A 12,688-nucleotide genomic window follows, 5' to 3' on the forward strand; every position below is an offset into this window, starting at 1 on the left:
AGTTTAGAAGGAGATAAGATCCAATTTGGGGAGACCGCGAAGCGCTGCGACGGCCTGACTAACCCCGCGCGGCATCCCAGATTCGCAACCGGTGCGGCACCGGCTGCCGCCGAGATCACTCCGCCGAGGCCTTGGCGTGGCCTTCGGAGGAGTCCAGCTCTGCCTGGATCAGGCTGCGCCGGCGCCAGATCGAGCCGGCCACCAGCACGACCACAACGCCGAGCGCGGCGCAGAGATATTCGCCGCCTCCGCCGCCATGGCCGAACTGCGGCGGGATGTGCAGCGCGCCGAGCATGCTGTCCAGCGAGGCACCGAGCGGGCCGTCGAACAACGTGTGCAGCCTCGGCGCGACCCCCGGGTCGGTCGCGATCACCTCTCCCGCGATCCAGCCGAGCAGCGCCGCGCCGGCCCAGACCAGCACCGGCAGCTTTGCGAGCAGCGCCATGATCAGCGCCGCGCCGGCGACGATTAGCGGCACGCTGATGGCGAGGCCGAGGATCAAGAGCGGCACGCTGCCATTGGCCGCAGCGGCGACCGCGATGACGTTGTCGAGACTCATGACGATATCGGCGACCACGACGATCTGCACGGCCTGCCACAGATGCGAGGCGGACTCGACGTCGTCCCCCTCCTCGTTTTCCGGCACCAGCAGCTTGGCCGCGATCACGATCAGCGCGAGGCCGCCGACGAGCTTGAGGTACGGCAGCTCCATCAGGCTCGCGACGATGCCGGTGAAGATGATGCGCAGCATCACGGCTGCGCCGGCACCGAAGATCATGCCCCAGAGCCGGTGCCGCGGATTGAGGCCGCGGCAGGCGAGCGCGATCACCAGCGCGTTGTCGCCGGAGAGCAGGATGTTGATCCAGATGATCTTGCCGACCGCGATCCAGAAGGTCGGCGCAGCCATCTCGTTGCGAAACTGGGTGAAGAATGCCCCGATCGTAGCGGGATCGAAGATCTGCCAGAGCCAGCTCACAATACGTCCTTTCGCCCCGCCGCCTTAACTTGTCAGCTGATCGATCAGCCGACGATCTCGTTGCCCGAGAAGAACTGCGCGATCTCGATCGCGGCGGTCTCCGGCGCATCCGAGCCGTGCACCGAATTCTCGCCGATCGACTTGGCGTAGAGCTTGCGCACGGTGCCCTCGGCGGCCTTGGCCGGATCGGTCGCACCCATCACCTCGCGGTACTTGGCGATCGCGCCCTCGCCTTCCAGCACCTGGACCACGACCGGACCGGAGGTCATGAAGTCCACGAGCTCGCCGAAGAACGGGCGCGCCTTGTGGACGGCATAGAAGGTCTCGGCCTGCTCCTTGGTCATGCGGATGCGCTTCTGCGCGACGATGCGCAGGCCCGCCTTCTCGATCACGGCGTTGACCGCACCGGTCAGGTTACGCTCGGTCGCGTCGGGCTTGATGATCGAGAAAGTGCGTTCGATGGCCATAATCTTGTCCTTCGGGAAGAAAGCGGTGGTTGTCGAGTTGCGGGGCTTATATCGGCGCCTTTGCCGGACGGCAAGCGACCGGCGAAACGGCCTCACAGGCGCTTCGCCGCAGGGATGGGCGCCCCGATTCCAGCTTGGATGACAACAATTTCACCCAGATGAACCCAATCTGAAACCGCCGTCAGGGTTCGGTTCAGCTTCGCCGGCGTAAGTTGAGGCCCATCGAAACCGAAGCCTGATCATCAGGCGGACCGTTTCGGCGGCCTTCTCATCGACGCGGATCACCCCGCGCCGGCAGTATTTAGGAGATCACCATGTTGAGGAAACTTTCGCTTGCCGCGGTCGCCGCGGTCGCGCTGGGTGCCGCGCTGGCGCCAACCTCTGCATCCGCTCACTGGCACGGCGGTTGGGGCTGGCATGGCGGCGGCTGGCACCATGGCTACGGCTGGGGTGGACCGCGTTTCTATCTCGGCGCCCCCGTCTCCTACGGTTATGGCGGCTGCTATGTGCGCCGGCTGGTCCCGACCCCCTGGGGACCCCGCTGGCGGCTGATCAACCGCTGCTACTGAGCCCGTCAGCACCTTCATGAGGGTACCTAAGCCCCCCAGGTACCTTCCAAGAGAAGCCCCGGCGTTCCCCTCGCTGGGGCTTTGCCTTGAGTCGATAAGACGCCCTTCGCACAATTTTCACGAGAATGCACCATATCCGCGCGGTCAGCGAAACCATTTCGCTGGCAATGACTTGGTACCGTGTCCTTCCCTTGAAAGCACGGAACCTTGCGATGGCTGGGCCTTCTGCCGATGACAACGTACAGATCGACCGGCGCACCAGCCGCTCGATCTGCGATGCCGTGGGCGAGCGGCTCCAGCAGAGCCTCCGGCCCGAACCTCGTCTCCCGACAAATCTTGAGCAGCTCCTGAACGAGCTGCAGCGGCGCGAACGCGAGCCGCATTGACGAAAAAGCGGGTTGCGTTCGACGCGCCTTGCGGTGACAAGGCCGCATGCTTGCGATCACCGACCTCTCCATCCGCCTCGCCGGACGCCTTTTGATCGACCAGAGTTCCGTGCAGATCACGCCGGGATCACGCGTCGGCCTGGTCGGACGCAACGGGACCGGCAAGTCGACGCTGTTCAAGGTGATCCGCGGCGAGCTCGCGGCCGAGCACGGCTCGGTGACCCTGCCGCCGCGCTGGCGCATCGGCAGCCTGGCGCAGGAAGCCCCGAACGGACCCGAAAGCCTGATCTCCGTCGTGCTCAAGGCCGACCTCGAGCGCGACGCGCTGCTCGCCGAAGCCGAGCACGCGACCGATCCGCACCGGATCGCGGAGATCCAGACCCGGCTCGTCGACATCGACGCGCATTCGGCGCCGAGCCGTGCCGCCGCGATCCTCTCCGGCCTCGGCTTCTCCGCCGCCGATCAGCTGCGTCCCTGCGCCGAGTTCTCCGGCGGCTGGCGCATGCGCGTCGCGCTCGCTGCGACGCTGTTCGCGGCCCCTGATCTTCTGCTGCTCGACGAGCCCACCAACTATCTCGACCTCGAAGGCACGCTGTGGCTGGAGGATCACCTCGCGCATTATCCGCGCACCGTGATCGTGATCAGCCACGACCGCGACCTCCTGGAAAGCTCGGTCGACCAGATCCTGCATCTGGAGCGTGGCAAGCTCACGCTCTACAAGGGCACCTACTCCTCGTTCGAGGAGCAGCGCGCCGCGCGCGAGCTGCTCGATGCCAAAGCCGTCAAACGCCAGGAGGCCGAGCGCGCCCGCCTGCAGGCTTTCGTCGATCGCTTCAAGGCCAAGGCTTCCAAGGCGCGCCAGGCGCAGTCTCGGGTGAAGATGCTGGAGCGGTTGAAGCCGATCACGGCGCTGGTCACCGAGGATGTGCGCGAGATCAGCTTTCCCGCGCCGGAGAAGATCTTGTCGCCGCCGATCATCGCGGCCGACAACGTGTCGGTCGGCTACGATCCGGCCAGCCCCGTGCTCAATCGCGTCACCTTGCGCATCGACGACGATGACCGCATCGCGTTGCTGGGCGCCAACGGCAACGGCAAATCGACGCTGGTCAAACTGCTCGCGGGACGTCTCGCGCCGTTTTCGGGCAAGGTGACCCGCGCGGACAAGCTGTCGATCGCCTATTTCGCGCAGCACCAGCTCGACGAGCTCAACGAGGACGCCTCTGCCTACGACCACGTCCGCAAGCTGATGGGCGATGCGCCCGAAGCGAAAGTGCGCGCACGCGCCGGCGCGATCGGCTTCTCCGGCAAGGCCGCCGATACCAAGGCCGGCAAATTGTCGGGCGGCGAGAAGGCGCGGCTGCTGCTGGGCCTTGCGACTTTCTTCGGCCCCAACATGATCATCCTGGACGAGCCGACCAACCATCTCGACATCGACAGCCGCGGCGCGCTTGCGGAGGCGATCAACGAGTTTCCCGGCGCGGTGATCATGGTCTCGCACGACCGCTATCTGATCGAGGCCTGCGCCGAGCGGCTCTGGATCGTCGCCGATCGCACCGTGACCAATTACGACGGCGATCTCGACGAGTACCGCCGTCTCGTTCTGTCAGCGCGCAATGCCGAGCCCGCCCCGCGCGAGCGCAGTGCGCCGAGCGAGAAGCCGCAGCGCCCGAAGTCGGACAATCGCGGCTCGCTCAAGAAGCGCATCGCTGAAGCCGAAGCCGAGATCGCCCGCGTCAGCGAGATCATCGCCAAGATCGACACGGCGCTCGCCCTGCCCGACATTTTTACGCGCGACCCCAAGCAGGCCGCGCAGCTGTCGAAGGCCCGCGCCAATGCCGCCGACGCGCTCGCGCGCGCCGAGGAGCAATGGCTCGAGGCGAGCGCACAATTCGATGAGGCGGCGGGCTGACCGGTTCGGGGTAGGCGTTCGCTAATCAGGTGAAGAACCCATTGAGCTGCTCGAGGAGCAGCTCCGGCGCTTCTTCCGGCAGATAATGGCCGCAGGGCAGGCTTCCGCCGCGCACGTCCTTCGCCTTGGCGCGCCATGTGTCGAGCACGTCGTAACTCGACCCCACGACTCCCTTTGCGCCCCACAGCACAAGCAGCGGGCAACCGATTCTCTTGTCGGAATCCGCCTCATCGTGGATCAGGTCGATCCCGGCAGCGGCGCGATAATCTTCGCACACGGCATGCAGCGTCTCGCGGGTGTAGCACCGACGGTACTCTTCGAGCGCAACCGGGTCGATGGCGCCCGGCGTCTTGTTTTGCTTGTTGATATGGGTCTGAAGATAGAATTCGAGATTGTTGCCGATCAAGGTTTCCGGAAGCGGCGCCGGCTGAATGAGAAAGAACCACCACATATAGCGCGTGGCGAACTCCTTGTTCACCTTGGCGTACATCGTCGCGGTCGGCGCGATGTCGAGCATGACCGCCCTGGAGACGGCGTCCGGATGATCAAGCAACAGACGATGCAGAACGCGTCCGCCGCGATCATGGCCGACAGCCTGGAAGCGGTCAAAGCCGAGCGCGCGCATCACTTCGACCTGATCCCGCGCCATTTCCCGCTTGGAATATGCGATATGGTCGGTGCCGCCGTCGGGCTTGCTCGAGTCGCCGTAGCCGCGCAGATCCGTCAGCACCACGGTAAAGCGCTCCGCGAGCTTGGGGGCGATCTTGTGCCAGCACGCCAAGGTCTGCGGGTGCCCGTGCAGCAGCAGCAGTGGCGGCCCCTCGCCTTTCACGAGCGCATTGATCTCGGCGCCGCTGGTCTTGAGACGCTTCTGTTGAAACCCTGGCAGCAGCTTTTGCAGCGCGTTGGTCGTCACGGCATTATTCTCCTGAGCGAAGGTGTCCGGCGCCAAAATGGCCGAACCGATGGCACCTGTTGTCAACGCGATCGACATCAAATGGCGCCGCGTCAACCCTGTCTCCGATCGATCGGAGCATGATTCAGCCTGTTCGAATTCGAGCATTGCAATTCTCCCCTGTAACATTCGTCCTGCGCGAAAGGCGGCGGTCCGTATCAGGACAGCGACTTCATCAAGAGCGTCGCGATCACGATCATGATCGCGCCGCCGACGCGGGTGGCGATCTGGGCGAACGCCATCAGGCCCATGCGATCCGCGGCGCCGAGAATGGCGACGTCGCCGGTGCCGCCGAGGCCCGAGTGGCAGGCGGTCACGATCGCCGCCTCGACCGGATACATGTTCAGCCACTTGCCGACGAAAAATCCCGACACGATCATCGCCAGCACCGTGGTCGTGCAGATCATGATGTAGCCTGGATTGAAGGAGGCAACGAGCTGCTGCCACGAGACCAGCAAGGTCCCCATCGCCACCAGGATCGCGAAAGTAAGGTTCGTCGACATGAACTTGTTGATCTGATAGGCGCCGAGCTCCATCTCGGCCGGTAGCAACCTGGTCAGCTTCAATGCCACCGCGGCGATGATCATCATGATCGGTCCGGGGATGCCGGTGAGCGGCGCCAGGATCATGCCGAGCACGAACAAGCCGCACGACAGCACCATGCCGGCACCGAGCAGTCCGAGATCGATCGGTCGGTCCGGCCGCGCTTCGCCGAGAATGTCGTCGTCTCCGGTCTTGACCAGCATCCCTCTGCCGTTGAGGTCGGCCCGCATCTCACCAAGACGGGCCAGCAGGCCCGCGCTCACGATCGCGACGACGTTGCCGAGCAGCGCCGCCGGCACCATCTGCGCCACAAGCTCGGCTTGCGACCGGTGCAACATCTCGGAATAGGCGATGGACAGCGGCAGGACACCTTCTGCAAGACCGCCGCCGACGATGGGAATGATGACAAAGAAGAACGTTTCCTTCGGGCTGTGGCCGAACAGAAGCCCGACGGCAATGCCCGCGGCGACGGCCGCGATCGTGCCGACCAGGAGCGGAACGAACATGCGAATGAAGCCCTGAACCAGGACCCGATAGGGCATGCCGAGGATCGAGCCTGCGACGAGGCAGGCGATGAAGAAATACTGGAAGTTGGCGGTTCGGAACGTGGTCGTGATCGCCTTCAAGGCCGCATCCGGCACGAGGCCATAGCTCACCAGGGCCGACGGCACGAACAGGCAGAGGATCGCCGTGCCGCCGATCCGGTTCAGCACCGGAATGGTTTGGCCGAGCTTGCCCAGCAGGAAGCCGAGCAGCATCAGGACCGAAAGGCCACCGATCACGTCGTTCGGCAGCTTTCCGGAATAGACCGCGGTGACGCAGACGAGAGCCGCCGCACCGTAGATGCCGACCGGCAACGGGCCGATCTTGAGACGGGCGAGCTTCGTCGCAACTGCGGTCTGCGGCGCCTCGGCCGCGCGATATGTCGTGTCCACCAAGGGTCCCTCCGCTGTTTATGGTTTCTCGTGGCGAGCGGATTCGAGCCGCGCCAGGTTCGTGCAGTTCAGACGATCCAGGGGTTCTCCGCCCGATGCCGCGCCTCGAAGGCACGTATGTCGTCGGCGAAGACCAGCGTGGAGGCGATGAAATCGCGGCCGGTCAGGAAGGCTTCTTTCCTGTCCGGCTCGATGTCGAATCCGATCGAGCGGCGACCGCAATCGAAGCGGATCGTCTGCGCGGCAAGGTCGATCGTGACGTCATTGCGCGAGCTGTCGGTGACGGCCTGAGCGAGCTCCGCCAGCACGCCGGCCTCGAGCGAGATCGTCAACAGACCGTTGTTGGCGCAATTGTCGTTGAAGATGCCGGCGAAGCTGGTGCCGATCAGTGCGCGAATGCCGAGCTGCTGAAGCCCCCAGACCGCGTGCTCGCGGCTAGACCCGCAACCGAAGTTGGGGCCGACCACGAGAAAGCAGGAATCGCGATAGCCGTCCTGGTTCAGGATGAAATCCGGATCGGGTTTGCCGCCGCTGAAGCGCAGCAGATTGAAGGCGCCCTCGCCGAGCCCGCTGCGGTCCACGCCCTTGAGGAACATTTTGGGCATGATGACGTCCGTGTCGATATTCGGCGCCATCATGGGCGCAGCCACGCCCGTGACCTGTCCAAACGGAATCATTGGCGTGCTCCTCTCAACAGAGAACGCACATCCGTGATGCGTCCGGTGACGGCTGCCGCGGCCACCATCGCCGGGCTCATCAGGTGCGTGCGCGCGCCCGGACCCTGGCGGCCTTCGAAATTGCGGTTCGTGGAGGACGCGCAGCGCTCACCCGGTTTCAGCACATCGTCATTCATCGCAAGACACATCGAGCAGCCGGACTGCCGCCATTCAACGCCGGCATCGGTAAAGACCTTGGCGAGACCTTCCGACTCGGCCTGCGCCCGGACCTGGGTCGAACCCGGCACCACGATCGCCCGCACGCCCTCGGCAACGCGGCGGCCGCGAAAGATCTCGGCCGCATCGCGCAGATCCTCGATGCGCGAATTCGTGCAGGATCCGATGAACGCGAAGTCGATCGGCACCGATTGAATGGGCAATCCGGGCGTGAGGCCCATATAGTTCAAGGCGCGGCTTGCCGCCGCCTGGCGCTCGGGCGCGTCCTGCTGTCCAGGATCTGGAATGATCTCGGTGACGGCGATCGCCTGGTCGGGACTGGTGCCCCAGGTCACGAGCGGCGCGACTTCGGAAACGTCGAGCGTGACCTCGCGATCGAACCGAGCGTCGGAATCCGAAGCCAAGGTCAGCCAGCTCCTGGCCGCCCGCTCCCACATCTCGCCCTTCGGCGACCGCGGACGTCCCTTCAGATAATCCAGCACCTTTTGATCAGGTGCGATCACGACGCCGCGCGCACCCGCCTCGACGATCATGACAGACATCACGATCCGGCCCTCGACGCTCATGTTGGAGATGACGGGACCGCTGAACTCCACGGCGTATCCGGTCGCTCCATCGGCGCCGATCCGCCGGATCACCTCCATCACGATGTCCTTGGACGTGACGCCGAGCGGCGCCGCCCCGGTCAGGTGGATGCGCATCGTCTTGAGGCGGCGATAGCGCACCGTCGAGGTCGCGAGATAATGCTCGATGTCGGATGTCCCGATGCCGTAGCCGAGGGCACCGAACGCGCCATAGGCGGTAGTGTGACTGTCGCCGGCGGCGATCACCATGCCAGGCATGACGAGCCCCTGCTCGGGAGCGACGACATGTTCGATGCCCTGCCGCGGATCGAGAATGTCGAAATATTCGATGCCGAAATCCCTGGCATTTTCCGCGAAATAGTCGACCTGCCGCGCCGCGCCTCGGTCCGGCATCGCGCGGGTGCGCTGAGCCGCGGTCGGGTTGACATGGTCGACGACCATCAGCGCGGCCTTCGGATTCCAGACCTTGCGCCCGGCCGCGCGCAGCCCGGCGAAGGCTTGCGGGCTGGTGTATTCGTTGAGCACGGTACGGTCGACATAGAGCAACACGAGACCGCTATCGTCGAGATTGCGGACCAGATGGGCGTCGACCAACTTGTCGTACAGCGTGCGCCCGGCCATCGCGCTTTCCTCCCAGAGAAGACTTGCTGCACCGTGCCGCCCGCGACACTGGAAATCCAATGTCGTGTTCTGATATCTTTATGCAGATCATGCATAAGCAGTGTTCGGAGGATCAGGAGGCCGTGCAATGGAGATCAACTGGCTGCACGATTTCATAGCGGTGGCGACCACACGCAGCTTCTCGCGGGCGGCGGAGCAGCGGAACTGCTCACAGCCGGCGCTGAGCCGCAGAATCCAGGCGCTCGAGGTTTGGACCGGCGCGCCGCTGCTGGACCGCACGACCCACAGCGTCAATCTCACACCGGCCGGCGAAGGCTTTCGCGAGACTGCCGAGGACGTTCTGCGCCGGCTCTCTGCCGGCCGGCTCGACGCTCAGGAGCGGGCCCGCGGCGCGTCAGACGTGCTGAAATTCGCCTCGACCAACGCGCTGTCGCTGACCTTCTTCCCCGACTGGCTGCGCGGCATCGAGACCAAGCTGTCGTTCGTGCCGAACGTGCAGCTCGTCGCCAATCACATGGAGGCGTGCGAGCGGATATTGTTGGCGGGCGATGCACATTTTCTGCTCTGCCATTACCACCCGGCGGCGGCTACGGCGCTGGCGCCATCGCATTTCCGCTCGCTCCATGTCGGCGACGACAGGCTCATTCCAGCATCGGTGCCGATGTCAGGTCGAAGCCGCAAGCCGCGTTTCAAGCTGCCTGGCACGGCAGCCGCGCCGGTCCCCTTCCTGAGCTTCCGCCCTGAATCGGGCATGGGACGAATCCTCGAAGCCGTGCGCGCGACGTCGCCGCTGGACGCGCATCTGCGCACAACCTTCACATCTCACCTTGCAAAGCTGCTGGTGACGATGGTCCAGGCCGGCCGCGGCATGGCATGGCTGCCGGAAAGTTTGATCGCCGATCAGCTCGCCTCGGGCGAGATCGTTGCCGCAGGCGGGCCCCAATGGCACGTGTCGATCGAGATCCACGTGTTCCGGCCGAAGCTTCGCCTGGCGCAGGCCGCAGAGGCGTTCTGGCAGCACATCGCGAAAAGCAGCCGTCAGACCTAACAGAGCCGCGTCCGCGCACTCCGCCTTACGCCTGCTTCTTCTTCGGCTTCGGCTTCGCGGCCTTCGGCGTCGGTTGCGGCTCGGGATTGCCCTCGATTGAGGACAGACGTCCAGCCGTGAACGTGTAGATGCCTGCGCGCGGACCGGTGGCCCACGTGACGACGGCGACGCGCCTGCCGGCGGCATCGTTGGAGAGGTTGACACTCGAGGGCGCGCCGATGCCGCGCACCACGTCGCATTCGGTATGGCCGAGCGCAACCGTGCCGCCAACCGGCGCGGGCGCCGTGGTCGAGGCATTGGCATCGGCCGGCCCGGGCGCCGGCGCCATGCCGGGACAGGCGCCGTCGGCGCTGACGAGGTCCTCCGGTCCCACGGGCTTATCCGGAGTGAGCGGCGGCGATTCGATCGAGATGTTTTTGATGAAGAGACGGCCGGGCCTCTGGAACCACTCGGCGTCCTTCGACAACAGATCGGTCCCGCCCGAACAGCCCGCGACCAGCGGTGCTACGGCGACCAATGCAATCATGACCGAGCCGGGAAGCTTTTGATGTCGCACGATAAACTAATTCCCCGCGTGAAGGACCAGCCCTAAACGATTGTCCCAACATCCCTTTGCGGCACGAAGGTGGCCGAAGCCAGCCTCGCCCGAAAAGTGCAAATTATCATTAATTGCAGCTAATTCCGCTTCTGCCACCGGCCGCGCTCGTCGGCCTGCCAATAGGTGACATCAAATCCCCGCGCCTTGCAATCCGTCCACGCCGTGCGGGCGAGCGCAAGCGCGTCCGGATCGTCGCCGTTGAACAGCAGCACCATGCGCTCGTAGCCCCGTGCGTCCTCCGGCAGCGCGGCATTGTCGATCAGGAAGCGGACATTGGCACCGTTTGGATTGCCGTCCTCGATCGCCAGCACGATCGGTTGATCGGCGACATCGTTCACGCGCCATGTCGCGTGCGGCAGGAAGGAATCGTCGCGATAAGTCCACAAATGCGCGTCGAGCGCATCGGCGCGCTCCTCCGAGGTCGACTGCACCACGACCCGCCAGCCGCGCTCGAGCGATTTCTCGAGAAGCGGCGGCAACACATTCTCCACCGTCATGTTTTGCAGATGGTAGAACAGCACTTCAGTCATTTCAGGTCATTTGCGCTCGTAGTGGTCGGCGACCAGCCGGTCGAGCAGACGGACGCCATAACCGCTTCCCCAGCTCTGGTTGATGTCGGTCTTCGGCGCGCCCATTGCGGTCCCGGCGATGTCGAGATGCGCCCAGGGCGTACCGTCGACGAAGCGCTGCAGGAACTGCGCTGCGGTGATCGAGCCGCCATGGCGGCCGCCGGTATTCTTCATGTCGGCAAACTGGGAATCGATCAGCTTGTCGTATTCGGGCCCGAGCGGCATCCGCCAGACCTTCTCCCCACTCTCGATGCCGGCCGCGAGCAGCCGGTCGGCAAGCTCGTCGTTGTTGGAGAACATGCCGGCATGCTCGGTGCCGAGCGCCACCATGATCGCGCCGGTTAGCGTCGCCAGATCCACCATGAATTTCGGCTTCACCTTCTTGGCGACGTACCAGAGCACGTCGGCCAGCACGAGGCGGCCCTCCGCGTCGGTATTGATGATCTCGATGGTCTGACCGGACATCGAGGTGACGATGTCGCCCGGCCGCTGCGCGTTGCCATCGGGCATGTTCTCGACGAGGCCGATGGCGCCGACCGCGTTGACCTTCGCCTTGCGCGCAGCGAGCGCATGCATCAGGCCGACGACGCAGGCCGCGCCTCCCATGTCGCCCTTCATGTCCTCCATGCTGCCGGCCGGCTTGATCGAGATGCCGCCGGTGTCGAAACAGACGCCCTTGCCGACGAACGCGACCGGTGCCTCGCCCTTCTTGGCTCCGTCCCAGCGCATGATCACGGTGCGGCTCGGCCGCGCCGAGCCCTGGCCGACGCCGAGCAGCGCGCCCATGCCGAGCTTCTGCATCGCCTTGACGTCGAGCACCTCGACCTTGACCCCGAGCTTGCGGAGCTGACTGGCTCTGCGCGCGAATTCCTCGGGGAAAAGCACGTTCGGCGGCTCGTTGACGAGGTCGCGCGCAACGATCACGCCGTCGACGACGTGGCCGGCCGAGGCAAACGCCTTCTTCGCAGCACTGGCATCGCCGACCGCAAGCGAGACGTCGGCACGCGAGCCCCCCTCCTCGCCATCCTTCTTCTTGGTCTTGTAGCGGTCGAACTTGTAGGTGCGTAAGCGAAGGCCCGAGGCGATCGCAACCGCCTGCTCGCTCGTCATGGCGCCACCGGGCAGCTCCGCGATGATGGTCATGGCGCTGGTGCCAGCGGGCAGCTTGCTCGCGGCCACCCCGCCGAATTTGAGGAAATCGTTCGCTTTCAGGCCGGTCGCCTTGCCGGCGCCGATCACGATCAGCCGCGTCGCCTTCACGCCCTCGGGCGCCAGTATGTCCAGCGCGGCCCCGCTTTTACCCTTGAAGGCCGCAGCAGCCGCCGCGCGCTTCACGAGGTCGACGGCGCCACCCAGCGCCTTCCCCGTTGCCGGGCCGAGCTTCAGGCCGTCATCGCAGAACACGACCAGGATGCCACGGGGGGCGGCAGACAACGGGACAAAGCCGACCTTGATGGCATCGGACATGGATAACTCCTCCAAAACATGGGGCTTTTCGTCGTTCGGGGGTTCCAGTCACAAACCGGAGCTGAACGGCGATTCACTGAGGCTTCCCCCACTATGGTCCAGCGGCCCGTCCGATGCCAAGCGCCGCCGTGGCCGCGAGGCCACAACGATCGAAATATTAACCATATA

Annotated in this window: 13 protein-coding genes; 4 read left to right on the plus strand and 9 right to left on the minus strand. The window is 64.9% G+C overall.

Going from position 1 to position 12,688, the window contains the following annotated elements:
* Positions 1-115: 115 nt before the first annotated feature.
* Together BRAD3257_RS22020 and ndk are read right to left on the minus strand one after the other, a co-directional pair.
* Entirely contained in the window at positions 116-976 is an 861-nt protein-coding gene (locus BRAD3257_RS22020; RefSeq protein WP_122403552.1) for a TerC family protein, read from the minus strand.
* A gap of 44 nt (positions 977-1,020) precedes the next feature.
* Positions 1,021-1,443 (minus strand): nucleoside-diphosphate kinase, encoded by a 423-nt coding sequence (gene ndk, locus BRAD3257_RS22025; protein ID WP_035715388.1) that lies wholly within the window; start codon positions 1,441-1,443, stop codon positions 1,021-1,023.
* 314 nt (positions 1,444-1,757) lie between these two features.
* On the opposite strand from ndk, the gene BRAD3257_RS22030 reads away from it, so the two are divergent.
* The 3 genes from BRAD3257_RS22030 (at position 1,758) to BRAD3257_RS22040 (ending at position 4,307) form a co-directional block, all read left to right on the plus strand.
* Positions 1,758-2,012, plus strand: a complete 255-nt coding sequence (locus BRAD3257_RS22030; protein ID WP_122403553.1) for a sulfur globule protein precursor — start codon at positions 1,758-1,760, stop codon at positions 2,010-2,012.
* Positions 2,013-2,137: 125 nt separating this feature from the next.
* Entirely contained in the window at positions 2,138-2,398 is a 261-nt protein-coding gene (locus tag BRAD3257_RS22035) for a hypothetical protein (RefSeq protein ID WP_122403554.1), read from the plus strand.
* A gap of 46 nt (positions 2,399-2,444) precedes the next feature.
* The gene (locus tag BRAD3257_RS22040; RefSeq protein ID WP_122403555.1) at positions 2,445-4,307 is read left to right on the plus strand and encodes an ABC-F family ATP-binding cassette domain-containing protein; all 1,863 of its coding nucleotides are present in this window, start codon (positions 2,445-2,447) and stop codon (positions 4,305-4,307) included.
* A gap of 25 nt (positions 4,308-4,332) precedes the next feature.
* Here BRAD3257_RS22040 and BRAD3257_RS22045 read toward each other — a convergent pair whose 3' ends face one another.
* The 4 genes from BRAD3257_RS22045 to leuC form a co-directional block, all read right to left on the minus strand.
* The gene (locus BRAD3257_RS22045) at positions 4,333-5,319 is read right to left on the minus strand and encodes an alpha/beta fold hydrolase (RefSeq protein WP_244607662.1); all 987 of its coding nucleotides are present in this window, start codon (positions 5,317-5,319) and stop codon (positions 4,333-4,335) included.
* Positions 5,320-5,420: 101 nt separating this feature from the next.
* A complete protein-coding gene (locus BRAD3257_RS22050; protein ID WP_122406710.1) occupies positions 5,421-6,740 on the minus strand; it encodes a 2-hydroxycarboxylate transporter family protein in 1,320 nt (439 codons plus the stop codon).
* A 68-nt stretch (positions 6,741-6,808) separates the two neighbouring features.
* Positions 6,809-7,417, minus strand: a complete 609-nt coding sequence (leuD, locus tag BRAD3257_RS22055) for a 3-isopropylmalate dehydratase small subunit (RefSeq protein ID WP_122403556.1) — start codon at positions 7,415-7,417, stop codon at positions 6,809-6,811.
* Complete coding sequence (gene leuC, locus BRAD3257_RS22060; protein WP_122403557.1) at positions 7,414-8,838, minus strand: 3-isopropylmalate dehydratase large subunit; 1,425 nt, start codon at positions 8,836-8,838, stop codon at positions 7,414-7,416. The genes leuD and leuC overlap by 4 nt, the downstream gene beginning before the upstream one ends.
* A gap of 127 nt (positions 8,839-8,965) precedes the next feature.
* Between leuC and BRAD3257_RS22065 the strand changes: the two genes are divergently transcribed.
* Positions 8,966-9,886, plus strand: coding sequence for a LysR family transcriptional regulator (locus BRAD3257_RS22065; RefSeq protein ID WP_122403558.1), 921 nt, complete (start codon positions 8,966-8,968; stop codon positions 9,884-9,886).
* A 25-nt stretch (positions 9,887-9,911) separates the two neighbouring features.
* On the opposite strand, the gene BRAD3257_RS22070 is transcribed toward BRAD3257_RS22065, so the two are convergent.
* The 3 genes from BRAD3257_RS22070 to BRAD3257_RS22080 form a co-directional block, all read right to left on the minus strand.
* Positions 9,912-10,403, minus strand: coding sequence for a hypothetical protein (locus BRAD3257_RS22070; RefSeq protein WP_162500603.1), 492 nt, complete (start codon positions 10,401-10,403; stop codon positions 9,912-9,914).
* Positions 10,404-10,561: 158 nt separating this feature from the next.
* Complete coding sequence (locus BRAD3257_RS22075; RefSeq protein WP_122403560.1) at positions 10,562-11,014, minus strand: DNA polymerase III subunit chi; 453 nt, start codon at positions 11,012-11,014, stop codon at positions 10,562-10,564.
* Positions 11,015-11,020: 6 nt separating this feature from the next.
* Positions 11,021-12,520: a leucyl aminopeptidase gene (locus tag BRAD3257_RS22080; protein ID WP_122403561.1), complete on the minus strand. Its 1,500-nt coding sequence runs from the start codon at positions 12,518-12,520 to the stop codon at positions 11,021-11,023.
* Positions 12,521-12,688: the final 168 nt, after the last annotated feature.

Source organism: Bradyrhizobium vignae (assembly GCF_900324035.1).
GTDB lineage: Bacteria > Pseudomonadota > Alphaproteobacteria > Rhizobiales > Xanthobacteraceae > Bradyrhizobium > Bradyrhizobium vignae.

Bases quoted from the DNA above. Each gene is read 5' to 3' on its own strand.
- ndk (WP_035715388.1), bottom strand. From the start codon at position 1,443: ATGGCCATCGAACGCACTTTCTCGATCATCAAGCCCGACGCGACCGAG.
- BRAD3257_RS22030 (WP_122403553.1), top strand. From the start codon at position 1,758: ATGTTGAGGAAACTTTCGCTTGCCGCGGTCGCCGCGGTCGCGCTGGGT.
- BRAD3257_RS22035 (WP_122403554.1), top strand. From the start codon at position 2,138: ATGCACCATATCCGCGCGGTCAGCGAAACCATTTCGCTGGCAATGACT.
- BRAD3257_RS22040 (WP_122403555.1), top strand. From the start codon at position 2,445: ATGCTTGCGATCACCGACCTCTCCATCCGCCTCGCCGGACGCCTTTTG.
- leuD (WP_122403556.1), bottom strand. From the start codon at position 7,417: ATGATTCCGTTTGGACAGGTCACGGGCGTGGCTGCGCCCATGATGGCG.
- leuC (WP_122403557.1), bottom strand. From the start codon at position 8,838: ATGGCCGGGCGCACGCTGTACGACAAGTTGGTCGACGCCCATCTGGTC.
- BRAD3257_RS22065 (WP_122403558.1), top strand. From the start codon at position 8,966: ATGGAGATCAACTGGCTGCACGATTTCATAGCGGTGGCGACCACACGC.
- BRAD3257_RS22075 (WP_122403560.1), bottom strand. From the start codon at position 11,014: ATGACTGAAGTGCTGTTCTACCATCTGCAAAACATGACGGTGGAGAAT.
- BRAD3257_RS22080 (WP_122403561.1), bottom strand. From the start codon at position 12,520: ATGTCCGATGCCATCAAGGTCGGCTTTGTCCCGTTGTCTGCCGCCCCC.